Source organism: Zoogloea sp. (assembly GCF_030157465.1).
GTDB lineage: Bacteria > Pseudomonadota > Gammaproteobacteria > Burkholderiales > Rhodocyclaceae > Zoogloea.
Window position 1 is genome coordinate 1 of the sequence record NZ_JAOAUU010000002.1, and the last position, 24,896, is coordinate 24,896.

Annotated in this window: 20 protein-coding genes; 19 read left to right on the forward strand and 1 reads right to left on the reverse strand. The window is 61.5% G+C overall.

From position 1 onward, the window contains the following. Positions 1–354: 354 nt before the first annotated feature. Entirely contained in the window at positions 355–837 is a 483-nt protein-coding gene (locus Q1W26_RS00160) for an energy transducer TonB (protein ID WP_300434249.1), read from the forward strand. 35 nt (positions 838–872) lie between these two features. On the opposite strand, the gene Q1W26_RS00165 is transcribed toward Q1W26_RS00160, so the two are convergent. Next, positions 873–1,424 (reverse strand): NUDIX hydrolase, encoded by a 552-nt coding sequence (locus Q1W26_RS00165; protein WP_300434252.1) that lies wholly within the window; start codon positions 1,422–1,424, stop codon positions 873–875. 162 nt (positions 1,425–1,586) lie between these two features. Between Q1W26_RS00165 and Q1W26_RS00170 the strand changes: the two genes are divergently transcribed. From Q1W26_RS00170 to Q1W26_RS00265, 18 genes are all read left to right on the forward strand, one after another. Then, a complete protein-coding gene (locus Q1W26_RS00170) occupies positions 1,587–3,620 on the forward strand; it encodes a diguanylate cyclase (protein ID WP_300434255.1) in 2,034 nt (677 codons plus the stop codon). A gap of 203 nt (positions 3,621–3,823) precedes the next feature. Continuing rightward, positions 3,824–4,141: a flagellar transcriptional regulator FlhD gene (flhD, locus tag Q1W26_RS00175; RefSeq protein WP_300434258.1), complete on the forward strand. Its 318-nt coding sequence runs from the start codon at positions 3,824–3,826 to the stop codon at positions 4,139–4,141. A 29-nt stretch (positions 4,142–4,170) separates the two neighbouring features. Further along, on the forward strand, positions 4,171–4,716 hold the full coding sequence (gene flhC / locus Q1W26_RS00180) for a flagellar transcriptional regulator FlhC (RefSeq protein WP_300434261.1): 546 nt from the start codon (positions 4,171–4,173) through the stop codon (positions 4,714–4,716). A gap of 189 nt (positions 4,717–4,905) precedes the next feature. After that, positions 4,906–5,757 (forward strand): flagellar motor stator protein MotA, encoded by an 852-nt coding sequence (gene motA / locus Q1W26_RS00185; RefSeq protein ID WP_300434264.1) that lies wholly within the window; start codon positions 4,906–4,908, stop codon positions 5,755–5,757. A gap of 61 nt (positions 5,758–5,818) precedes the next feature. Next, positions 5,819–6,823, forward strand: coding sequence for a flagellar motor protein MotB (gene motB, locus Q1W26_RS00190; protein ID WP_300434267.1), 1,005 nt, complete (start codon positions 5,819–5,821; stop codon positions 6,821–6,823). Between the two features lie 52 nt (positions 6,824–6,875). Next, the gene (locus tag Q1W26_RS00195; protein WP_300434269.1) at positions 6,876–8,081 is read left to right on the forward strand and encodes a methyl-accepting chemotaxis protein; all 1,206 of its coding nucleotides are present in this window, start codon (positions 6,876–6,878) and stop codon (positions 8,079–8,081) included. A gap of 23 nt (positions 8,082–8,104) precedes the next feature. Then, on the forward strand, positions 8,105–8,470 hold the full coding sequence (locus tag Q1W26_RS00200; protein WP_300434272.1) for a response regulator: 366 nt from the start codon (positions 8,105–8,107) through the stop codon (positions 8,468–8,470). Between the two features lie 37 nt (positions 8,471–8,507). Then, positions 8,508–10,739 (forward strand): chemotaxis protein CheW, encoded by a 2,232-nt coding sequence (locus tag Q1W26_RS00205; RefSeq protein ID WP_300434275.1) that lies wholly within the window; start codon positions 8,508–8,510, stop codon positions 10,737–10,739. Positions 10,740–10,886: 147 nt separating this feature from the next. After that, positions 10,887–11,390 (forward strand): chemotaxis protein CheW, encoded by a 504-nt coding sequence (locus Q1W26_RS00210; RefSeq protein ID WP_300434277.1) that lies wholly within the window; start codon positions 10,887–10,889, stop codon positions 11,388–11,390. Positions 11,391–11,438: 48 nt separating this feature from the next. Then, on the forward strand, positions 11,439–14,579 hold the full coding sequence (locus Q1W26_RS21460; protein WP_366143622.1) for a methyl-accepting chemotaxis protein: 3,141 nt from the start codon (positions 11,439–11,441) through the stop codon (positions 14,577–14,579). Positions 14,580–14,723: 144 nt separating this feature from the next. Continuing rightward, complete coding sequence (locus Q1W26_RS00230) at positions 14,724–17,978, forward strand: Cache 3/Cache 2 fusion domain-containing protein (RefSeq protein ID WP_300434279.1); 3,255 nt, start codon at positions 14,724–14,726, stop codon at positions 17,976–17,978. A gap of 114 nt (positions 17,979–18,092) precedes the next feature. Then, a complete protein-coding gene (locus Q1W26_RS00235; RefSeq protein WP_300434282.1) occupies positions 18,093–18,926 on the forward strand; it encodes a CheR family methyltransferase in 834 nt (277 codons plus the stop codon). Continuing rightward, the gene (gene cheD / locus Q1W26_RS00240) at positions 18,910–19,527 is read left to right on the forward strand and encodes a chemoreceptor glutamine deamidase CheD (protein ID WP_300434285.1); all 618 of its coding nucleotides are present in this window, start codon (positions 18,910–18,912) and stop codon (positions 19,525–19,527) included. Before Q1W26_RS00235 ends, cheD begins: the two co-directional genes overlap by 17 nt. Before the next feature lie 38 nt (positions 19,528–19,565). Next, positions 19,566–20,660: a chemotaxis response regulator protein-glutamate methylesterase gene (locus tag Q1W26_RS00245; RefSeq protein ID WP_300434287.1), complete on the forward strand. Its 1,095-nt coding sequence runs from the start codon at positions 19,566–19,568 to the stop codon at positions 20,658–20,660. 62 nt (positions 20,661–20,722) lie between these two features. Further along, positions 20,723–21,028, forward strand: coding sequence for an STAS domain-containing protein (locus Q1W26_RS00250; protein ID WP_300434290.1), 306 nt, complete (start codon positions 20,723–20,725; stop codon positions 21,026–21,028). A 2-nt stretch (positions 21,029–21,030) separates the two neighbouring features. Next, positions 21,031–22,779 (forward strand): fused response regulator/phosphatase, encoded by a 1,749-nt coding sequence (locus Q1W26_RS00255; protein WP_300434292.1) that lies wholly within the window; start codon positions 21,031–21,033, stop codon positions 22,777–22,779. Between the two features lie 168 nt (positions 22,780–22,947). Continuing rightward, entirely contained in the window at positions 22,948–23,919 is a 972-nt protein-coding gene (locus Q1W26_RS00260; RefSeq protein ID WP_300434295.1) for a chemotaxis protein, read from the forward strand. 15 nt (positions 23,920–23,934) lie between these two features. Beyond that, entirely contained in the window at positions 23,935–24,888 is a 954-nt protein-coding gene (locus Q1W26_RS00265) for a chemotaxis protein (RefSeq protein ID WP_300434298.1), read from the forward strand. Positions 24,889–24,896: the final 8 nt, after the last annotated feature.

Genomic DNA, 24,896 nt, shown 5'->3' on the forward strand with positions numbered 1-24,896 from the left:
GAACAGGACCGTGAAACGAGACCGCGCCAATGATAGTGCACTCGCGTGCGTGAAAGTAGGTCATCGTCAGACTCACACATACTCAAAGCCCCGCAGAAAATCTCTGCGGGGCTTTGCTCGTCTACAAAAATTTTAGGATGGCGTGGTATGAGATGGCGTCACTGGATCCTGATTCTGGGTGTTTCCTTTCTTTTGCACCTTGCTGTTTTCTGGCCGTCACCTCAGTCCAGGCTTCAAGGAGCGGGGCTAGCCGTTTTCAGTGTGCGGCTTGTCCCCGCTGTTTCAGACCCTGGTGTATCAGATCTGGGTGAGAAAGACGCTACGCAGCCAGCTTCAACTCCTGAGCCTTCATATATGTCGACACGTATCGAAGTCAAGAGTGGGGCGCTGCGGAATGTTGGGGCTGGCAAGGGCTTGCCGGAGTTGGGGCGTGGCGGCGTGCCAGAGGCCGCACCCATTGCAGGCGAGTCTGGGGCGAATTCCACCGGGAAAGGCGACGCACCGTCTCGGGGGCAAACGGGTGGTTCGCCGATATCCGAAACCGGCTCCCTTGCTCGTTATCGGATTGCACTGGCGGCTGCCGCCATCAGGCTTAGGGCTGACGCTATTTCAGCGGATGACGGCTTGATTGGAACGGCGGTGGTCGATGTCCGTTTTTCTGGCTCGACGAGCGTTCCGCAGGTTACGCTTTCCCGTTCAAGTGGGTTTGAACAACTGGATAACGAGGCCGTGGCTTTGTTGGCCCGGGCAGTGCATGTGGTTCCTGTTTCCGATGCGGGGCCGGTTGGGGATGTTTCATTGCGTCTGCCTGTTGTGTTCGAATCGGTGGGGAAATGATTTTCGGTTTCAACACGGATTGCCGGCGGGTGGTTTTAGCGGAATGTGCCTGGTGCCGGAATGCTGAGTGCGGTGCTGTGAAGATCGAACTTGCCGCGACGCCTGTCCTCGAAGAAACATTTAAGGGTGTAATCGATCGAGCGGAATGCAATTTCGTTCCACGGAATTTCGGCTTCGCTGACGAGCGCTGCTTCGAGGGATTCTTCTCCGGGATTGAAGTCGAGGTGTAATAGTTTTGCCCGGTAGATTATGTGAATCTGGCTGATGTGCGGAAGGTCGACAAAGGAGAACATCGGACCTAGCTCGACCCGCGCGCCTGCTTCTTCCAGTGTTTCGCGCAGTGCTGCTTCCCCGCTGGTTTCATTGTTCTCCATGAATCCGGCAGGTAGCGTCCACATGCCATAGCGCGGTTCGATGGCCCGTCTGCACATCAGAATTTTGTCTTCCCACGTAGCGATGGCGCCTACAACTACTTTTGGATTCTGGTAGTGAATCGTGCCACATGCTTCACAGATGTGCCGGGGGAGGTTGTCGCCGGGGGGAACCTTGAGGCTTACCGGGGCGCCGCAGTGGGAGCAAAAGTTCATGGCATTGGAGCGTGCGTGGACAGTGCTGTAATTCTAATTCAAGGCGCGGCTTGTGCTTGCGATGTCCGGTATTCTGCGGCGAGGGGCGACTCAAGAGTGGGCCGCTTTTTCCGATAAAGCCTGACAGGTAGCGTCCAGCTGCAAAAATTGACGGGAATTTAAATGGTTGTGCCACTCGACGTCACGAAGTTCGAACACTTGAAGGCTTCCGGTGACTTGCCTTCGCCTAAGGGTGTTGCGCTGGCGATCATCAGGCTGATTCAGCAGGAAGACAGTTCGATGGGTGATCTGGCGCGGGTTATCAAGACCGACCCGGCCTTTGTCGGACGCCTTATCAAGGCGGCGAACGGTCTGACAGGCTATAACCGGCGTGCCATCGTGTCCGTCCAGGAGGCTCTTATGGTGCTTGGCCTGCCTGCCGTGCGGACTCTGGCGCTGGGCTTTTCCCTGCTGTCGAGCTATCGAGACGGAAACTGCAAGAGCTTCGATTACGGTCGTTACTGGACGGGGTGCCTCGTGTACGCGCTGGCGATGCAGGCCATTACGCAGCGCACCCGTGTGGCAGCGGCGGAGGAGACGTTCTGTCTTGGTCTGCTGGTCAGGATCGGCGAGTTGGCGCTTGCCACGCTGTACCCCCAGGATTACGGCAAGGTGTTGCAGCAAACGGTGGAATATCGGGATGTGCCGTTGGTGGCGCTGGAACAGAGAGCGTTTGCGCTGAACCACCGGGAGCTTGCTTCGGCAATGCTGGCCGACTGGGGCCTGCCACGAATCTTTCATGAGCCTGCCTATTTTGCGGAAGTGCCGGAAGAGTCGGGCTATGCAGACGGCTCGCGGGAGTTCGTCATTGTGCACTCTTTGCACCTGGCTTCGTTTGTGGCTGAGGTCTTTCTGGCCGAGGAGGCCGAGCGGCCGAATTTGATGAGCCGTCTTTTCGAAATCGGTACCCGCCTCTCCCTGGACGCGGCAACGGTTAACGATCTGTGCGATGGCGTGGTGAGGGAGTGGCAAGCATGGGGCAGCCTGCTCGAACTTGAAACGCTCGAAATTCCCCCGTTCAGTGAGTTGGCCAGTCGTGGCGAGGCCATTGCCGCCAGTCTTGCCACCGTGGCCAGGGAGCGTGCGATAAAGCACGATGCGGAACCGCGGCTTCAGACGGTCACCCAGACACAGCATGGTGGTGAGCAACTGGCTCTTTCGGCGGGAGTACTGCAGCCGATGCGGGTGCTGGTCGTCGATGACGACGGATCAATGCGTGGGCTGGTGCGCAAGGTTCTGGAAACGGTGGGGCATCAGGTTATCGAGGCCGCCGACGGGCGTGCCGGAATGGAAATGGCGCTGGAATTCCAGCCGCAGCTGATGATCGTCGATTGGGTGATGCCCGAAATGAATGGTCTGGAGCTGACCCGGGCGCTACGCCAGACAAAGATCGGGCGCAGCATCTACATCCTGATCATGACGGGGCTCGAGGATGACGATCGGCTGATCGAGGCCTTCGAGAACGGCGTCGATGATTTCATGAACAAGCCGATCAATCCTCGGGTTCTCGCGGCACGTCTGCGCGCCGGCCAGCGTGTCATTCGCCTGCAGCAGGAGCTTGACCGGGACCGTGAGGAGATTCGTCGCTTCGCAGCCGAACTCGCGGTATCCAATCGCCGCCTGCAGGAAGTGGCGCTGACCGACTCCCTGACCGGCTTTCCAAACCGGCGCTATGCAATCGAGCGGATACAGCAAGAGTGGTCGGTGTCGTCGCGTACCCGTCGCCCCTTGTCGGGCATGGTCATCGACGTGGACCAGTTCAAGACCTACAACGATTCGCATGGCCACGATGTGGGCGATGCTGTTTTGCGGCAGGTGGCTGCGTCGATAAAGGGGGCGCTCCGTGCCCAGGATATCGTCGCGCGGACCGGAGGGGACGAGTTCCTGGTGATCTGTCCAGATTCAGGCCTGGACGCTGCATTGGCGTGCGCCGAAAGGGTTCGTTTTGCAGTGGAAAGCGCTCCGCTCGCCGCCGGGGGGCAAACCCACCACATGTCCGTGAGCATCGGTGTGGCAACCCGAGATACCGTGATGACGGATCCCGATGCACTCATAAAGCGCGCGGATCAAGCTCTCTATCTGGCCAAGAACAAGGGACGTAACCGGATCATGACGGCGCAGTCGCTTCGTCCTGGGCCGCTCATTCCGCCTCGCTGAAGCCGCTTTGTGGGGCCGGCCGGAGGGTGCGCCGATAAAGTTTGACTAGGATTTGCCCATTGTAGGCGGTTGCATCAGTCGTTTCCCTACTTTTGTTTACGTGTTTGCCCCTACGTAATTTTCCGAAGCCCTCGAATGGCGGATATTGCCGGTAAACGGCAGAATTTGCCGCACATAAATAGAGGTTTGCCGAGGAGATGATCATGCGCGCCAATGGTATGCACGACGAGATCAGGGAGCTGAATCTTGCCTACCTGATGCTGGCCCAGCAGATGCTGCGGGAAGACAGGGCCGCTGCAATCTATCGCCTTGGAATTGGCGACGAGGTTGCCGAAGTGCTCGAAGGGCTGAGTTCGGCGCAGGTGCTCCGGATGGCCAATTCAAACATGCTGCTTTGCCAGTTCCGTTTCAACGACACCATGCTGGTGGATCTGCTTTCTTCCCACGGCCGCGAACGTGGGGCCGCCCACCTGCATGCCGCGATCCTTGCAGCAGGCCGGCCGGTCGAGCACCTCGCCTGATTCCATGGCTGAATCGGGGAGGGCTGATCGTGCGTAACAAGAGCGTGCTGCAGGAAGCGCAGGATATTCAGAAGGCAGTCGATTTGATTCGCCTGGGTGCCCGCATGCAGATGCTGGAGGTCGAAACCTCGATCAGTCGCGAGCGTCTTCTCAAGCTTTACAAGGAAGTGAAGGGCGTTTCGCCACCGAAAGGCATGCTGCCCTTCTCGACAGACTGGTTCATGTCGTGGCAGCCGAACATTCATGCTTCGCTGTTCATGGCGCTCTTCCGTTTCGTGAAGACTCACGCCAAGTTGCAGGGGCTTGACGCTGTAGTGCATGCCTACCGCCTGTACAACGAGCACATCGAGTCGTTCGAGATGGAGCAGGTGCTGTCGCTGACACGAGCCTGGACCTTGATCCGTTTCTTCGACGCGAAGCTTCTTCAGTCGGCGCGCTGCACGTGTTGTGGCGGAGAGTTCGTCGCCCACGCCTTTGATCCAACCCACGATTACGTCTGCGGTCTTTGCCATATCCCTTCCCGCGCGGGCAAGACCCGGCGCGTGCAGGCTGGAGCGGAGGCCGCGGCATCCTGACCCTCCCTCTCGAATGTTGAAGAGGTTATGCCGTCGGATTTTTCCGGCGGCTTTTTTTTACGCTTTTCAGGTGACGACATACTTGCTTTTAGGGCTCAAGTTTCGGCAGGCAGGGCCGATATCGCCTTTGAAGAATAACGCACCTTTGCGGGCGCTCTGCCGGCCCGCCTATCGACTGAGGTTTCGACGATGTTTCTGATCATCGGCTACGTCATCATCCTGGCTTCTGCCTTGGGCACCTACGCGGTGCACGGCAGTCTGGGTGCCCTGTGGGTGCCGACCGAGTACATCGCGATTGTCGGCCTGACCCTTGGCGGCTTTGTCGCCGGTAACGGGCCGAAGGCCATCAAGTCGACAATCGCTGCCTTGCCTACGATCTTCAAGGGTTCGCCTTACAACAAGGCGTTTTATATCGACGTGCTGTGCATGCTTTACGAAATCCTGGCCAAGGTCAGGAAGGAAGGCTTGATGTCCATCGAAGGCGACATCGAGAATCCCGAGGGCAGCCCGATCCTGTCGAAATATCCAGCTTTCACGGCCGATCACCATGCGGTGGATTTCCTCTGTGACTACCTGCGCATGATGGTGGGCGGCAACCTGAACGCTTTCGAGATTGAAAATCTGATGGACATCGAGATGGAAACCCACCACCACGAAGCCCATATGCCGGTGCACGTGGTCTCCAAGGTCGCCGACGGGGTACCGGCGTTCGGTATCGTGGTGGCGGTGATGGGTGTGGTGAACGTGATGGGCTCGGTCGGCCAGCCGCCGGCGGTGCTCGGCAAGATGATCGGTGGTGCGCTGGTCGGCACCTTCCTCGGTATTCTGGTGGCTTACGGTTTTGTGGCTCCGGTGGCGGGCCAGCTGGAAAGCAAGGTCGAGGAAGGCGGCAAGATCTACCAGTGCATGAAGGCCGTGTTGCTGGCCAGCATGAACGGTTACGCGCCCCAGGTGGCGGTGGAGTTTGGTCGCAAGGTGTTGTTCTCTGCCGACCGGCCGGGGTTTGCCGAGCTGGAAGAGGCGATCAAGAGCAAGAAGTGATGGACGCCCCGATGATGCGGCGTGAAGTGCCGCAGCCTTCCTGGCCAGCCGGACCGATGCCATGAGTGACGATACCCAACAGCCAATCGTCGTCAAGAAGATAAAAAAGGGCGGTGGTGGTGCCCACGGCGGGGCGTGGAAGATCGCCTACGCGGACTTCGTGACGGCCATGATGGCGTTCTTCCTGCTGATGTGGCTGCTGGGCTCGACCGCCCAGGGCGACCTCAAGGGTATTTCCGACTTTTTCAATTCCCCGTTAAAGGTTGCGATGAGCGGTGGCTCCGGCGCGGGCGATGCGACCAGCCCGATCGCCGGCGGTGGTCAGGATCTGACCCGTTCGGTCGGCCAGGTCAAGCGCGGCGACGTGGATGGCAAGCGCTCCCTGAACATCGAGGCAGCCAAGGGGGCGCCGAAGGCGAGCGGTGATGAGGGGGCGGCGGATGCTGCAAAGAAGGCGGATGAGCGCAAGGAGCGCGCCAAGCTCGAAGACCTGAAGGGGCAGATCGAGGCGATCATCGAGGCCAGTCCCAGTTTGCGACCATTCAAGAACCAGTTGCTGCTCGATATCACGACGGAAGGCTTGCGCATCCAGATCGTGGATGAGCAGAACCGTCCGATGTTCGAGTCATCCGGTTCCACCCTGCGGCCCTATACCCAGGAGTTGCTGCGTGCAATCGGCATGACGCTGAATGGCGTCGACAACAATGTGAGCTTGTCGGGGCATACCGATTCGACCCGCTATGCAGGGGGTGAAAGGGGCTTCTCGAACTGGGAGCTTTCGGCCAATCGGGCCAATGCCTCGCGACGCGAGCTGGTTGCCGGTGGCCTGGCTGAAGGGAAGATGGTCCGGGTGATCGGTCTGGCCGATACGCTGCCACTGGACCCGGCCAATCCCAGTGGGGCCATCAACCGCCGGATCAGCATCATTGTCCTCAACAAGCAGGCCGAAGCGGCAATGCGCAGTGGCGGAAAGAAAATCGACGTGAGTGCAGAAGATGGCGTGGATGTGGGCGATATCCGCTCGGGTCTGGTCGCTCCGCCCCGCCCGGCCCCGCGGGCGCCCTAAAGAATTGGCCTGTGAGTGACGATATGTCCCCCACTGTTACGAACTTGAACAAATGATCATGAAATCCTCCCGGACAACTGCACTGGTGCTTGGACTGTTGTGGTCGGGTGCTGTGCTGGGTGTCGCGGTTTACTTTCAAGCGAGTGCTCTGAGCACTGTCGCGGTACAGGCTGTGACAGCACTCGGCTGGGCTGCGCTGATGGTGCGTTTGCCCGTGGCCGGGGCGTTGGCCGAGGATGCGGGCAGGCAGGTGTCCTCGCCGGAGGTGCTGGCTGCCGTGGAAGACGTTCAGCGCGAATTTGTGGTGGCGGTTCAGCAGCAGCATCAGGCGATTCGCGAAGAGGCCGATCGGGTGCAAGAGATTTTGAGCGCGGCCATCGCTTCGTTGATGGGGAGTTTCAATGGCCTGCTCGAGGCGACCCACGCCCAGCAGACCATTGCTGTCAGTCTGGCTCAGGACGACGACGACAAACAGGGCGCGGCGGGTTTTGACGAGTTTGTGTCGAATACCGCGGGGGTGATGCAGCGGGTCGTTGATAACGTGATCATGAACAGCAAGCTCGGCATGGAGCTTGTCGAACTGACCGACCGTATTTCCAAGCGTGCAAGTGAAGTTGAAGGCTTTCTCGGCGAGATCGCCAACATTTCCAAGCAGACCAATCTGCTAGCGCTCAATGCCGCCATCGAGGCAGCGAGGGCGGGCGAGGCCGGTCGGGGGTTTGCCGTGGTTGCCGACGAGGTGCGCGACCTATCTACCCGCACCGCCCAGTTCAGTCAGCAGATCTCTGTGGTCATGACGTCCATGCGGGAAGGCGTGAGAGGCGCCGAAAACGCAATTGAGCGACTTGCCTCGACGGACATGAATTTCGCGCTTGAATCGAAACAGCAGGTCCAGCAGGTGCTGGTTTCGCTGGAGGACATCAACCAGCAGCGTGGCAGGGCCATCGTGAGCCTCGGTCAGCATGCAAAGGTCATGGATGCCGAAGTGCATCGAGCCGTAACTGCGCTGCAGTTTCAGGATCTGGTTTCCCAGCTTATCGGGCATGTGGATCGGCGGGTGGACGGACTCAGTCAGGTGCTGGTGGAGTTCGGATCTCTCGCAGGCCTGATGCAGCAGGCCATGGTTTCGGGCGATGTCGAGCCCCTGAAGCGTGCTGCCGAAGCAACCCGGATACAACTTTCCACCCTCGGCGAACGGCTCGGGGGCGGTCCGGTGAGCCAGCAGGATGTTTCGCATGGCGACATCGACTTGTTTTAGCTTTAGAACTCTAGGAAATGACAATGGCCAAAACCGTACTTACCGTTGATGATTCTGCCTCCATCCGGCAGATGGTGTCCTTCACGCTGAAAAGCGCCGGCTACGAAGTGGTCGAGGCTGTCGATGGCATGGATGGCCTCGACAAGGCGAAGTCCAAGGCCTTCAATCTGGTGCTCACCGATCAGAACATGCCCCGCATGGACGGTTTGTCGCTTATCAAGTCCTTGCGGGCCATGCCGAACTATCGGACGGTGCCGATCCTGATGCTGACCACGGAATCGTCCGATGCGATGAAATCCCAGGGCCGGGCCGCAGGTGCCACCGGGTGGCTCGTGAAGCCTTTCGATCCGCAAAAGCTCATCGAGGTGGTCAAAAAAGTCATTGGCTAAGCCGACGCCGGCGAGTGGTGCATCACGGGAGATACGCATGGCCATAGACATGAGCCAGTTCTATCAGGTGTTCTTCGAGGAAGCCGCCGAACACCTGGCAAGCATGGAAGCATTGCTGCTTGCCATCGATCCGGCTGCGCCGGACACGGAGGAAGTGAACGCCCTCTTCAGGGCTGCGCATTCCATCAAGGGCTCGAGCGGAACGTTCGGCTTCCAGGACATGATGGAAGTCACGCACATTCTCGAAACCATGCTCGATCGGGTGCGCAAGGGCGAAGCGCCGCTCACCGACGATATGGTGGACGCCTCGCTGGTGGCCGGTGATGTATTGAAAAACCTGCTGGCAGCCCACCGGGGCGAGGACGAAGCGGATCGTGCGGCGGCAGAGGCCATCTGCCACCGTCTCGAGGCCCTGTGTCGTGCCCTTGAGGCCCCCTCTGCGCCTCCACCGGCTCCAGCCCCTGCTGCCAGGGTTGTGTCCGCGCCGGTTTGCTCGACGGGCTTCGACCTGTATTTCACCCTCTCCGGCGATTCCACTGCAGCGGTCGATGGTTTTGGCCATCTGGTGGACGAGCTGGGCAGTTTCGGCCTGGTGGAAACCCTCGCTGCACCGACACCCGCAAATCGCGAATGCCACCTGCGGATCATTACCGAGGTGGATGCGGACACGCTGTGCGGAGTGATCGATTTTGTTGCCGATGCGGCTTCGGTACGCATCGAAGCCTTCGGCAGCTCCGCTGACGAAGGCGAGGCCTACGGTTTTTTCGACGACGTGCTTGCCCCTGTCGAGGAGGCTTACGGCCTGTTTGAGCCCTTGCCCGAGGCCGCGGGCTCGTCGGGTGGCGAAGCCTACGGCTTTTTCTCCGATCTGCCGGTGGTTGCCGAGCCTTACGGTTTCTTCACCGAGCTGCCTTCTTTGCCGGGCGCACCTGCTGCGGCTGTGCCTGAAGAAACGGCCTATGGTTTCTTCGAGCCGGTGGCGGTGCCGGCCGCCGAGCCGGAGCCGGCTTCACCCGTTGAGGTTTCGCCTGCACCGGTGGCGGTGGCTGCCGTGGCCAAGAAGCCCGCTGCCCGCCCGGCAGCCAGTGATAGCGGTTCGATCCGGGTCAGTGTCGAGAAGGTGGACCAGATGATCAACCTGGTTGGCGAACTGGTGATTACCCAGGCCATGCTGACCCAGGCTGCCAGCAACGTGGACCCGGTCATTTTCGAGCGTCTGATCAACGGACTGGCCCAGCTGGAGCGTAATACCCGCGATTTGCAGGAATCCGTGATGTCGATCCGGATGATGCCGATCTCGGTGGTTTTCAGCCGCTTCCCGCGGGTCGTGCGCGATCTGTCGCAGAAGCTCGGCAAGCAGGTCGAACTGAAGACGATCGGTGAAACCACTGAAATGGACAAGAGTCTGGTCGAGCGAATCACCGATCCGCTCACCCACCTGGTTCGCAACAGCCTCGATCATGGTCTCGAAACGCCCGAAAGGCGTCGCGCAGCCGGTAAGCCGGAAACCGGCACGATCACCCTTTCGGCCTATCACCAGAGTGGAAATATCGTCATTGAAGTGGGTGATGACGGCGCCGGCCTGAATCGCGCCCGCATTCTGGCCAAGGCCAAGGAGCGCGGCATGCCGGTGACTGACGCGATGACCGACCAGGAAGTCTGGCAGCTGATCATGGAGCCGGGCTTTTCGACGGCCGAGCAGGTGACCGAAGTGTCGGGGCGTGGCGTCGGCATGGATGTGGTCAAGAAGAACATCTCTGCGATGGGCGGCCGCATCGAGCTCGACTCGGTGACCGGTGTGGGCACCCGCATCACCGTGCGCCTGCCGCTTACGCTGGCGATCCTCGATGGCATGAGCGTGGGCGTAGGCAAGGAAACCTACATCATCCCGCTGGGCTACGTGATGGAGTCCATGCAGCCCGAGCGCGGCATGATGAAGAGCGTCTCGGGGGTCGAGCGCCTGATTCAGGTGCGTGGCGAATACCTGCCCGTGGTCTGCCTGCACGACGTCTTCCACATCCAGGGGGCGATCACTGACTGGTCAAAGGGAATCATGGTCGTACTCGAAGCCGACGGCCAGAGTGCGGCGCTCTTCATCGACCAGCTTATCGGACAGCACCAGGTGGTCATCAAGAGCCTGGAGGCCAATTACCGGCGCGTGCCGGGCGTGGGCGGGGCAACCATCATGGGAGATGGCCGGGTTGCGCTGATCCTGGATGTTCCGATGCTCGTGGGTATGGCGCGGAGGGTCATGCCGGCCGCCGCCTGATGATTTTGCAGTGCTTTCCGGCCGTTGCTGCCGGGTCAGGGCCGCCTTCGGGCGGCCTTTGTTTTGTCTGTATTCCGGTGCGGCGAGACGCCTTCAGAAAGAAATCGCGCTGCCGTAAATGAATCATTCCTAACGAGGACTATCCCTATGCTGCAGGCTACCCAGACCGCTGCCGCCCTGGAGTCGGAAGTCTCCGGCTTTGCCCAGGAGCTCCTGACCTTCACCCTCGGTGCCGAAGAATATGCGATTGATATTCTCAAGGTGCAGGAAATTCGCGGGTATGACGCAGTCACCACCATTGCCAACGCGCCCAGCTTCATCAAGGGTGTCATCAACCTGCGCGGAACGATCGTGCCGATCGTCGATTTGCGCATCAAGTTTGCCGTCGGGGTAGCCGAGTACACCCCATTCACCGTGGTGATCATCCTCAATATCGGCGGACGCGTGGTCGGTATGGTGGTGGATGCGGTGTCCGACGTGATCTCCCTGCAGCCCGAGCAGATCCGCCCTGCGCCGGATTTCGCCTCATCGGTCGACACCGCCTACATCAGGGGCCTCGGTGCGCTCGGCGAACGGATGTTGATCGTTGTGGATATCGAGCGCCTGATGCTTTCCAGCGAAATGGCGCTGGTTGACGAAGTCGCCAATTAAGGCCGAGTTGGCACCTGCCGATCAATACCCAAGCCGAAAGTGAATGTCATGAGTGGAATTCTCTCTCCCGCCATCGGTGTAATGAACCGTCTGTCGGTACAGGGCAAACTGGCCCTTCTCGGTCTGGTGGCGATGGTGCCCGTCGTCGTGCTGGCTTACATGCTGATCAACCGCGTTCAGGGTGATATCGATTTTGCCCGCAAGGAGACGCAGACCGTGCAGGTTGTGATGCCGGCGCGTCAGCTGATGCAGGCGGTGCAGGCGCATCGTGGCGTGTCGCAAGCCGTGATCGGTGGCAACGCGGCGCAGGCTGGCCGCCTTGGCGAATTGCGGGGGCAAGCGGATGCGGCCCTCAAGGCGGGCGATGCCATCAACACGCAGCTCGGGGAAAGCGTCGGCAGTGCCACCGAGTGGCAGGCGATCCGTAATGGCTGGGATGCGGTCCAGTCCCGCGCGGTGACGGTCAGCGGGCCGGAGAGCTTCCGGATGCACAGCGAATATATTGCACTCGTCCGGGATTTCATCGCCAGCGTCGCCGACAAGACCAACGCCACCCTCGATCCTGAGCTCGAAACCTACTACCTGATGGACATTTTTTCGACCCGTCTGCCTGCCTTGGCCGAGGATGCCGGGCGCGCGCGGGCAATGGGTTCCGGTCAGGCCACTCGTCAGAAACTGACTGAAGCCGAACGCGTCGAAATGAGCGTGCTGGTGCGGCGCATGACCGACGGGCGCAGTGCCGTCGAGGCTGCGGTGCGCAAGGCCGGCAGCGTTGATGCAGGTCTGCGGGCTCTTCTCGGCGACGTCATCAAGCCGCTTGATGCGGCCTTGCTGGGTTTTGTCGAACTGATCGATACCCGGCTGCTCAAGCCGGCAGAAATCGACATTGTTCCTGCCCGAGTCTTCGAGGCCGGCACCCAGGCTGTGGATGGGGCCTACGCGCTTTTCGACGTGGCGGCGCGAGAGTTCGACCTGCGCCTGGCCGAGCGCCTGTCCCGTCTTGAGCGGGTCCGCACGCTGGCCTTTGGCGTGATTCTCGTCAGCCTGCTGGTGGCGGGCTACCTGTTCCTCGGCCTGCGTCGCGCCATGCTCGACGCTATTGGCCAGATTCAGGCGGGGGTCGGGCGGATTGCCCAGGGTCGGCTGGATGAGCGCCTCTCGGTGTCGTCGCACGATGCTTTTGGTGAAATCTCTAATGCCCTCAACGGCATGCAAACCAGCCTGCAGGCCAAGATCAAGGCCGACGCGGAAGTGGCTGCGACCAACCTGCGGGTGCGTAACGCACTCGACAAGGCTTCCACCAACATCATGCTGGCCGACAACGATGGCCAGATTGTTTACTGCAACGAAGCGGTGCTCGTCATGTTGCGCGGTGCCGAGAGCGACATACGCAAGGAGCTGCCTGCCTTCAGTGCAGAAGGCCTGCTGGGGCGCAATTTCGATAACTTCCACAAGAATCCGTCCCACCAGCGCAACGTGTTGGGGCGCCTCACCGGCGAGCACAAGGCCGAGGTGAAGATTGGCGGTCGAGTTTTCTCGCTGGTGGCCAACCCGGTGTCGAACGCCGAGGGCGTGCGGCTGGGAACAGTTGTCGAATGGCTGGATCGCACCAGTGAAGTGCGGGCCGAGGATGAGCTGGCCGATCTGTTGCAGGCTGCGGTGTCCGGTGATTTTGCCCGCCGCCTCTCGCTGAGCGGCAAGACCGGCTTCTTCGTGACCCTCTCGGAGGGCATGAACCGCCTGATGGGCATCGTTGCCACCAACCTCGAAGACGTGGCGCGCGTTCTCAACGCGATTGCCCGTGGCGACCTGACGGAAAAGATCACGGCCGACTACGGCGGCACCTTCGGCCAGTTGAAGGATGACACCAACACGACGGTCGAGCGTCTGCGTGATGTGGTGGGTCAGATCAAGGAAGCGTCGGAGTCGATCAACATCGCGGCGCAGGAAATTGCCGCGGGCAACTCCGACCTGTCGGTGCGTACCGAAGAGCAGGCCAGCAGCCTCGAAGAAACCGCCAGCTCGATGGAGCAGCTCAACGCAACGGTCAAGCAGAACGCGGACAACGCCCGCCAGGCGCGGGAGCTGGCCAGCTCCAGCAACGCGGTGGCGGAGCAGGGCGGCGAGATGGTGAACCGGGTGGTCGGCACGATGGGCTCGATCCAGGAAAGCTCGAAGAAGATCTCCGACATCATCGGCGTGATCGACTCGATCGCCTTCCAGACCAACATCCTGGCGCTCAACGCGGCAGTGGAAGCCGCGCGTGCGGGCGAGCAGGGCCGCGGTTTTGCGGTGGTGGCAAGCGAAGTGCGCAGTCTCGCGCAGAGGAGCGCGCAGGCCGCACGGGAGATCAAGGCGCTGATCGCCGACAGCGTGGACAAGGTAGAGGACGGCGCCAAGCTGGTGAACGAAGCCGGCGAGACGATGGAAGAAGTGGTGACCAACTTCCAGCGGCTGTCGGCGCTGGTGACCGAGATTGCGGAGGCGAGCCAGGAGCAGAGCGGCGGGATCGAGCAGGTGACGCAGGCGGTGGGCCAGATGGACGAGGTGACGCAGCAGAACGCGGCGCTGGTCGAAGAGGCGGCCGCCGCGGCCGAAAGCCTCCAGGAGCAATCCCAGTCGCTGGTGCGTTCGGTGGCGCATTTCCAGCTGAAAGCCGGTAGTGCGTCGGCGGCGCTGTCTCCGCTGGACTTCGATGGCGTCATCCAGGCCCATATGAGCTGGAAGCACAAGCTGCGCAGCTTCCTGGCCGGAGAGGGCGATGCCCTCGACCCCGATGTGGTCTCCCGCGATGACAAATGCGCGCTCGGTTGCTGGATTCACGGCGAAGGGCAGCGGCATGCCGCGGAAGAGGGTTTTGGTCGCCTGCGCAAGAGCCACGCCGATTTCCATCGCTGCGCCGGCAGCGTGATCCGCGCCAAGCTGGCGGGGGATGAAGTGGGTGCCAAGCGCGTGCTGCTCAATGACTTTACCGTGCTGTCCGACGAGACAATCAATGAAATCCGCAAGATGAAGAACACCCATGGCGACTCCGCACCGGCGTCGCGGCCCGTTGCCGTAAAGGTTGCCGGCGGGCGTGTTTCGCCGCTACCCGTGCGTGAGGCAAAGGCCGCGAGGCTTGGCACGGCGCTGCCCAAAGTCAGGCAGCAGGCCGCCAATCTTGCCGAAGACGAATGGGAAGAGTTCTGAACGTTTTCCGGACGCTGTTTGCAGCGCCCTGTTTCAACAGTGAAGTCTCATCGGCCGCTGAGGTCCGGTGCAAGTTTTGAAGCCTTGATGGCCTTGAAAGACAGCAGAGTCTGATCAAAAGGCCTGGCCCATAAGGAACGACAAATGAAAATCAACATGCCCGTCACGCAGTGCGAGGTCGAGCTGCCGGAGAACTGTCTGATCGTCTCGAAGACAGATCTGAAGGGGCAGATCACCTACGTCAACCACGACTTTATGGTGATCAGCGGCTTTGCCGAAAGCGAATTGCTCGGTCAGCCCCACAACATCGTGCGCCATCCGGATATGCCGGTCGAAGCCTTCGCGGATTTCTGGCGTGTTCTGAAGGACGGGCGGCCGTGGGTTGGCATGGTCAAGAACCGCTGCAAGAACGGTGACTATTACTGGGTCGAGGCCCATGCCTCACCGATTTTCGAAGGCGGACGGGTTACCGGCTACATGTCGGTGCGGCGCAAGGCGTCGGCAGACAAGGTCAGCGCGGCCGAGGCCGCCTATGCCCGGTTCCGTGAAGGCAAGGCCGGCGGCAAGACGATTGTTGACGGTCAGGTGAAGTCGTCCGGCGTGCTGCAGCGCGTCAGAGCCTGGGTCGGTGGCCTCTCCCTTGCGACGCGGGCCGCCCTGGCGGCGACGCTGGCGCTGACGGTAATCCTGGGGGCCGGCTCCTTTGTTATGCGCGAATGGGCGAACCGCGCCCTGGAAGGGCAGGGCCTGGCGGTCGTGAGTGACAAGGTCGGCCTGGTGCGGAGCATGGTGGAGTCCAAGGCGCAGAGCCTGCGGGCGGAAACCGAGAGACTGGGTGACATCTTCGCCGCGAACTTCGGCGAGAACTTCAGCGTCAATGCCAGCGGAGACGGGATGCCGGTGCTGCTGCATGGCGGTACGGTCATGAACCTGCGGACCCAGGAGGTCGATCGCTTTACCGCAACCAGTGGCGCCACGGCAACCCTGTTTGCCCGCAAGGGTGACGAGTTTTACCGGGTGGCCACGTCGGTGAAGAAGGAAAACGGCGAGCGGGCGGTGGGTACGCCACTGGCTCACGACCACCCGGCCTACGCCCGCCTGATGGCCGGCGAGCGCTATATAGGCAAGGCGGTGCTGTTCGGCATCGATACCTACACCGGCTACGCACCGATCAAGGACAGCGGCGGCAAGGTGATTGGCGCGACCTTTGTCGGCCGCAAGTTCTCCGAAGAGATGGCTGCGCTGAACAAGCAGATCAAGACCGTCCATTTTGGAGACACCGGTTACGCCTACGTGCTCGATTCGGCCCCCGGCAAGAACTTCGGTGCGTTGGTGGTCCATCCGGCGAAGGAGGGGCAAAACGTCCTCGAATCCAAGGATGCGGGCGGCCGGCACTTCATCCGTGAAATCCTCGAGCGCAAGCAGGGCGTGATTCACTACCCCTGGCTGAATGCCGAGCTGAGCGAAAGCTCCCCCCGGGATAAGGTGGTGGCCTTCGATACCTTCCCCGAATGGAATTGGGTCATTGCGGGTGGCACTTACGTGGATGAGTTTGAAAGTGTCTCGCGCAACATCGGTTTCATGCTTCTGGTGATGAGCTTTGTTGCTGCGCTGGTGTTGGCGGTGCTCATCTTCGTGCTGATGCGTACCCTCGTGGCCCGGCCTCTGCGTGGCATGGTCAGCACTGCCCAGGAGGTGGCCAGTGGGCGTTACGACAACTTCATCGATCTGAGCCGCGGCGATGAAATCGGCCGTGTGCTGCATGCGCTGGAGTCGATGCAGATCCGGCTGGGCAGCGATATTTCCGAGCAGCAGCGGATCGGCAACGAGAATGCGCGTATTCGCCAGGCGCTGGACTGCGTCGAGACCAATGTGCGGATCGCCGATCCCGAGGGCCTGGTGATCTACGCCAATCCGGCACTCCTCAAGACGATTCGTGCCATCGAGAGCGAAATTTGCAAGGATGCACCGGGCTTCAGTGTCAATACCTTCGTGGGCAGCAGCATCGGACGGCTGTATGCCGATCCGGATGCCGCGCTGAAGCGTCTGGCCGCCCTGAACCAGACCACGCGCACCCAGATGATGATCGGCGGGCGCACCTTCGATGTGGTGACCAGCCCGATCGTCAGCGCCACCGGCGAGCGCCTCGGTACCGTTGGTGAATGGCGTGACCGCACCGACGAACTGGCCGCCCAGTCGGAAGTCCAGTCCATCGTGTCGGCGGCTGCCGATGGGGATTTCTCGGCGCGCCTCGAGAGTGCCGGCAAGACCGGCTTCTTCCTCGATCTTTCCAGCGGCATGAACCGCCTGATGGAAGGCGTCGCCCGCAGCCTGAACGACCTCGGCCGGGTGATGAACGCGATTGCCCGTGGCGACCTGACGGAAAAGATCACGGCCGACTACGGCGGCACCTTCGGCCAGCTGAAGGATGACACCAACACGACGGTCGAGCGCCTGCGTGAAGTGGTGGGTCAGATCAAGGAGGCTTCCGAATCGATCAACATCGCGGCGCAGGAAATTGCCGCGGGCAACTCCGACCTGTCGGCGCGCACCGAAGAGCAGGCCAGCAGCCTTGAAGAGACCGCCAGCTCGATGGAGCAGCTCAACGCAACGGTCAAGCAGAACGCGGACAACGCCCGCCAGGCGCGGGAGCTGGCCAGCTCCAGCAACGCGGTGGCGGAGCAGGGCGGCGAGATGGTGAACCGGGTGGTCGGCACGATGGGCTCGATCCAGGAAAGCTCGAAGAAGATCTCCGACATCATCGGCGTGATCGACTCGATCGCCTTCCAGACCAACATCCTGGCGCTCAACGCGGCAGTGGAAGCCGCGCGTGCGGGCGAGCAGGGCCGCGGTTTTGCGGTGGTGGCAAGCGAAGTGCGCAGTCTCGCGCAGAGGAGCGCGCAGGCCGCACGGGAGATCAAGGCGCTGATCGCCGACAGCGTGGACAAGGTAGAGGACGGCGCCAAGCTGGTGAACGAAGCCGGCGAGACGATGGAAGAAGTGGTGACCAACTTCCAGCGGCTGTCGGCGCTGGTCACCGAGATTGCCGAGGCGAGCCAGGAGCAGAGCGGCGGGATCGAACAGGTGACGCAGGCGGTGGGCCAGATGGACGAGGTGACGCAGCAGAACGCGGCGCTGGTCGAAGAGGCGGCCGCCGCGGCCGAAAGCCTCGAAGATCAGTCCCGTACGCTTGTTCGTGCCGTGTCGATGTTCCGCCTGAAAGCCGAAGGCGGTCAGGTCTTCGAAACCACGCCGGCAATTCGCGACAATGTTGCGCGCCTTCCCGAGCGGACGAGCCGTCCGGCGGCGCCGCGATCCGTGGCTGCGGTACCCAAGGTGCGACGGACGGCCGCTGGCAGTGTCGCGAATGACATCGATGATGAATGGGAAGAATTCTAGAAAGTCCTCGCCATGACTGAAAAACTCTCTCCCCGCGGCCCTCTGTCGGCTGCTTCGCCAGGCGGTGGCCGCCCGGCAAGTCCCCGGCCGGCTGCGCCGGAGCGTGCTTCGAGCGTGGCCCCGTCCGACCGGGAGTTCGCGTTTTCGGCGGCAGATTTCGAGCGGGTGCGGGCGCTGATCTACAAGCACGCCGGCATCTCGCTGTCGTCGGTCAAGCAGGACATGGTATACAGCCGCCTGGCGCGGCGCCTGCGGGCGCGCGGAGACCGGACTTTCGCCGACTACCTCGACCGTGCCGAACGAGAGCCGGAGGAGTGGGAGACTTTCGTCAATAGCCTGACCACCAACCTCACGTCGTTTTTCCGCGAGGCGCATCACTTCGAGATTCTCGCCGAGCGCATGAAAAAACACGTCGGCCGCACTCCGCTGCGCATCTGGTGCAGCGCTGCATCGACTGGCGAGGAGCCCTACAGCCTTGCCATCACCGCCTGCGAAGCTTTCAATTCAATGACGCCGCCGGTGCAGATCATCGCCACCGACATCGATACCAACGTTCTGGCCACTGCCGACAAGGGGGTTTACGGGCTGGACCGGGTGGACCGGCTGTCCCGGGAGCGCATGCAGCGCTTCCTCCTCAAGGGAACCGGCACCCAGGCCGGTTTTGCCCGGGTGCGACCGGAATTGCGGCGGCTCATCGAGTTCAAGCCGCTCAACCTGCTCGACAAAAGCTGGGCGCTCCAGGGGCCGTTCGACATCATGTTCTGTCGCAACGTGATGATCTATTTCGACAAGCCGACCCAGTACACGATCCTCAAGCGCTTCATGCCGCTGCTCAAGCCGGATGGTCTGCTGTTTGCCGGACATTCCGAAAGTTTCCTGCATGCGGCCGACATCTTCCGCTCGCTCGGGCGGACGGTTTACGAAAGGACGGATGCCCGTGCCCGTTGATGCCGGCTATGTGGAGCATCTGGCGACCAATCGCTATTTCGACCGCACTTTCGATTGCGATGCGGTCAAGGTATTGCCGGGCGAATACTTTGTCACGACCGCCGACATGTTGCTGGTCACCGTACTGGGCTCCTGCGTAACGGCCTGTATCCGCGACCGCGACAAGGGGCTGGGCGGGATGAATCATTTCATGCTGCCCGACTGTGCGGACTCGGGGGTGCTGTCGTCGTCGGCCCGTTATGGTGCCTACGCGATGGAGGTGCTGTTGAACCATCTGCTCAAGCTGGGTGCCCGGCGCAGCAGCCTCGAAGCAAAGGTTTTCGGCGGCGGCAAGGTGCTGGCCAGCCTGACCCAGGCCCAGGTCGGAGAGAAGAATTCCGAGTTTGTTCTCGACTATCTGGCGACCGAACGGATACCGATCGTTGCCCAGGATCTGCTCGATATCTACCCGCGGAAGGTCTATTTTTTTCCGGCCAGCGGGCGGGTCATGATGAAAAAATTGGTTCGCGTGAAAAATGACACGCTTATCGAGCGTGAGCGCGAATACGAAGCCCGACTTCGACGTGACAATGTGCAGGGCGACGTCGAGCTATTTGGTTGATGGGGTTTGGATATCCCGTCTGACACTGGAAGCTGAGCATGCCAATCAAGGTTCTTATCGTCGACGATTCTGCGCTGATGCGCAGCATGCTGACCGAGGTGATCAATTCGGCGCCTGATCTGGAGGTGGTGGGCGCTGCGCCCGATCCCATCGTGGCCCGGGAAATGATCAAGACCCACAGCCCCGATGTGCTGACCCTCGATATCGAGATGCCGAAGATGGACGGCCTTGATTTTCTGGCGCGGCTGATGCGTTTGCGGCCGATGCCGGTGGTCATGATTTCGAGCCTGACCAAGCGCGGCTCGGAGGCGACCCTGCAGGCCCTCGAACTGGGTGCGGTGGATTTCCTGCCCAAGCCGAAGATGGATTCGGCGGGGAGCGTGGAGCACTATCGTGTAGAAATTTGTGAAAAGGTCAGGGCTGCGTACAGCGCTCGGCCGCGGGTGCCGTTAAAGACCCAGAGCCAGTCGAAACCCTTGCTGCGAGAGCCTTGCGAGGCTGTTGGCCGGGGTGGCGGAACACTGCCGGAGAAGGCTTTGCAGGACAGGCTGCTGGTGATTGGTGCCTCGACCGGTGGCACCGAGGCGATCAAGGAAGTGCTATGTTCTCTGCCCGAGCAAATGCCGGGTATCCTGATTGTGCAGCACATGCCGGAGATGTTTACGGCCTCGTTTGCCAAGCGGCTCGACAGTCTGTGCCATGTGCGGGTCAAGGAAGCTGAGCACGGCGAGAAGGTTTTGCCCGGTACCGCTTACCTGGCACCGGGGCATTCCCATCTGTCAGTGCGGCGCGTGGCGGGGGGATATGTTTGCGAACTTGCCCAGTCCGAACCGGTGAATCGCCATCGGCCGGCCGTTGATGTGCTGTTCAACTCGGTAGCCCGTCAGGCGGGTGGCAATGCCTTGGGCGTGATCCTCACCGGCATGGGCAAGGATGGCGCCCAGGGCTTGCTGGCGATGAAAGAGGCGGGTGCCTGGACGATCGGGCAGGATCAGGAGTCGTGCGTGGTTTATGGCATGCCGCGGGAGGCCGCAGCAATTGGCGCCCTCGATGAAGTGGCGCCGCTGAAAGACATCGGGCAACGCGTGCTGTCCCGCCTCCGCGGGCCGGAACGTCGGGGCCTCAGGGCGTGAATGGATGGTGGCGGATTTGTGCCGGCACAGTTGTAAGTAGAACGGTTATTTAGAGGCAAGAAATGGACACCAACGTCAGCACCCTGCAGAGTCAGGCCAGGATTCAACTCTCCGGGCGTTTCGATTTCAACTCTCATCGGGAATTTCGCGATGCGGTAGACCGTGCCCTGAGCAGCCCGGGCACGACCGAAGTCGCGGTGGATCTCGGCAATGTCGCCTACCTCGACAGTTCTGCCCTCGGCATGCTGCTGATGCTGCGCGACAAGGCCAAGACCTCCGGCAAGACGGTGTGTCTGGCCAATGCCAAAGGCAGCGTTCGCCAGGTTCTTGACATCGCCAACTTCGGCAAGCTCTTTCCGATCGTGTAGCGGTGGCGGAGCGGGCTTCCGAATCTCTCTTCATCCTTGTTGTAGATGACAATCCCGACGATCTTTTCCTGATTCGTCGGGATCTGGTGGCTCTCGGTCATCAGGTCTCCGGTGTCAGCACGGCCAACGAAGCGCTTGATCACATCGCCCGGGCTTATCCCGATGTTCTGATGACGGACGTCGGCCTGCCCGGGATGGACGGTATCCAGCTGCTCCAGACGGTTCGTGCGCGAACCGACGGCAGCTGGATTCCCAGTCTTGTCTTTACCGGCAGCCTCGACGAGGCAACCCAGATGCGGGCCCTGGAGGCTGGTGCCGACGCCTATCTGTGCAAGCCGGCCTCCCGCGAAATGCTCCACGCCAAGCTCGGCGTGATCCTGCGGCTCAAGGCCATGCAGCGCCAGGCCGAGGAGCGCAACCGCGAACTCGCCCACTACCGCAGTCTCCAGGAGGAGGAGCAGCGGCTGGCGCGTTTCGTGATGGAGCGGCTGATCAACCGCGAGGCGCTTGGAGATCCGGCGGTTTCCCACTTCATCGCAGCCGCCGCCGAGTTCAGCGGCGACCTCATCGCCGCCGCGCGGACTCCGGGCAATGTGCTGCACGTGTTGCTGGCGGACGGCGCCGGCCACGGTCTGGCGGCCTCGCTCAATGTACTGCCGGTTACCGCGCCGTTCTATCGCATGACCGAACGGGGTTTTGGCATCGATGCCATCGCCCGCGAGATCAACAGCAAGGTGCGGGCCCTGCTGCCCGTCGATCGTTTCATCGCCGCCACGCTGGTCGCGGTCAATTTTCGCGAACGCTACGTGACGGTCTGGAACGGGGGTAATCCCGGCCCCCTGCTGGTGCGCCCGGATGGCGGTGTGCGCATCCATTTCAACCGCCATCATTTTCCCCTCGGGGTTGTTGATGACGACGAGTTCGACGGCACTGTCGATGCCCACGTGGTCAATCCGCACGATCACCTGCTGCTGTTTTCCGACGGCCTCATCGAACTCGAGGACGAGGGCGGCGCAGCGCTTGGCGTCGATGGGCTGGGCGCAGCGCTGAACGGCCTGCCGGCTGCCGGGCGTTTGCCCCGCCTGACCGAGATCGTCCATTGCCTGACCGGCGGCAAGCCACCGCGTGACGATATTTCGATTGCCCAGATCGCCCTTACCGATACCCCCAATCCCGTGCCGGCTGCGCCTTCGGGTGAAACGCAGATGCCGTTTACGACCAGTGACTGGAGGCTCGTGCTGCGCCTGGGCGCCACCGATTTGAAGCGTCTCGATGCGGTGCCGCTGATTCTTGGCGCCATCGAGCAGTTTGAAGGCGTGCGGCCCTTTGCCGGGCGGCTCTTCCTGGTGCTGTCCGAACTGTTCAACAACGCGCTCGACCATGGCCTGCTGCGCCTGCCCTCGTCCCTCAAGGTAGGCATCGAGGGCATGGATGTCTATCTTGAAGAACGTTCCCGGCGGCTGACCCGGCTGGCCGTGGGGGCGGTGGAGTTTGAACTCACGCTGCGCCAGAACTTCGGCCAGTCGCCGGTGCTGCACATTGGCTGTGCCGATACGGGGCCGGGTTTCGACCACGAAGTACAAGTCCAGGCTGCGCTGTGCGAGCCCAGCTCCGAAGACATGCTCAAGGGGCACGGCCGTGGAATTCCGCTACTGCTGCGGGTGTGCGAGGAGGTTCGCTATAGCGGCGCGGGTAACCGCGTGGACGTGATGTTCCGGCTCGCCGAGCGGAGCGCCGACAGCCACAAGTAGCCCGATATCCGTCTGCGGGTGGGTGTCTGCCTCCCAATTCGCCGGGCTCTCCCAGCCCGCCCGACGGCATTTTCCGACCCTCAAGATTATTCGCCCCCAGCCGATATTGCTTTCAGGTCGGCGCCTGTCCCATCGGGATGGCAGGCGGTCAGCGACGGAGATAGAGGCATGTCGGAACTTCTCAAGAACATTGACGCGCGTACCAGGCTGGCGGGCACCAACAAGCTGGAGATCCTGCTGTTCACCCTGGGCGCGGACCCCCGCACAGGCCGGCGCGAAACCTTCGGGATCAATGTCTTCAAAGTTCGCGAGGTCATGCGCACGCCACCCATCACTGCTGCGCCGGACATGCCGTCCTCGGTGGAGGGCATGGTCAGCCTTCGCGGCGTGCTGGTTCCGGTGGTCGACCTGGCCAAGTATGCCGGCATGGCCACCGACAGCCCCCGCGAGATCATGATCGTCACCGAGTACAACGGCCACACCCAGGGTTTCCTGGTCGAGGCGGTGGATACCATCCTGCGTCTGGACTGGTCGCAGATGCGCGTGCCGCCAGACATGCTGACGGCCAACCTGGGCGGGCTCGTCACCGCGGTGACCGAGTTGCCCGGCCCCAAGCTCGTCATGCTGCTCGACGTGGAAAAGGTGCTTTCCGAAACCACTCGCTACGACGACGAGTTTCTTTTCAAGGGCATTGAGCCGATTGTCGTCGATGAGCCGCTCACCGTTTATTTTGCCGACGATTCGTCGGTTGCCAGAAAGCAGATCGAGCGGACCCTGGATGCCCTCGGGGTGCGCTATGTCGGTTCGGTGAATGGTCGCCAGGCCTGGACCGAGCTGGAAAAAGTGGCGTCCTACGCGGCGTCGTCCGGCCGCAAGGTCAAGGATCTGGTGGCCCTGATTCTCACCGATGTGGAAATGCCCGAGATGGACGGCTATATCCTTACCAAGAGAATCAAGACGGACCCACGGTTCGAAGGGGTGCCCGTGATCATGCACTCGTCCCTGTCGGGTATGTCCAATCAGCAGCTCGGCCGTTCGGTCGGCGTCGATGAATACGTCGCGAAGTTCGAGCCGCAGCGTCTGGCGGAAGTGCTCCGCCGCCTGATCACCCAGCATGCCGGCCCGGACAAGGCCGCCTGAGCCAAGAGGAGCAAGATGAACATGGATCGTGTCGATCGCGGTTTGCTGGAATCCGTAGATGCCCGAACCAAGCTGGCGGGCTCGAACCGGATGGAAATCCTGCTTTTCTCGCTGGGAACCCAGGAGATTTTCGGGATCAATGTCTTCAAGGTTCGCGAGGTGTCCCGCACTCCCTTCATTACCAAGGCGCCCAACATGCCGACTGGCGTGGAAGGCCTTATTTCCCTGCGCGGCAACGTGATTCCGGTGCTGGCGCTGGCCAAGGTCATGGGTATCGCCGAGCCTGGCGAGCCCCTCGGCAATTCGATGATGGTGACCGAGTACAGCAAGCGCACCCTGGGTTTCCTCGTCCACGAGGTGGATCGAATCATCCGCGTCGATTGGGACAAGGTTCGGGCGCCAGATAACGTCACGTCAAGCAGCCATAACTTCATCACGGCCATCACCGAATTGCAGGATGGCAAGCTGGTGTCGATTCTCGATGTGGAGACCATTCTCGCCAGCACCTTCGGCGAGGCGGTGGTGGGCCAGATCCATCCGCTCGAAGGCGCCCACGACGTCACGGTCTTCTTCGTCGACGACTCGTCGGTGGCCCGCAAGAAAATCGCCGAGACCCTCGACAAGCTCGGCGTCAAGCACAAGCATGCCCTCAACGGCCTGGAAGCCTGGACCCGCCTGGAAGGCATGGCCGGCCACGCCCAGCAGCGCGGCCTGAGCCTGCGCGACGAAGTCAGCCTGATTCTCGTCGATGCGGAAATGCCCGAAATGGACGGCTACGTGCTTACCCGCAACATCAAATCGGATGTCCGCTTCGAGGGCATTCCGGTTGTCATGCATTCATCCCTGTCGTCCGAGGCCAACCGGGCGATGGGCAAGAGTGTCGGTGTCGATGCCTATGTCGCCAAGTTCGACGCCGATGTCCTGGCCGAAACCCTGCGCCCCCTGCTGATGCGGACCTGTCGGGACTGAACGGAGAT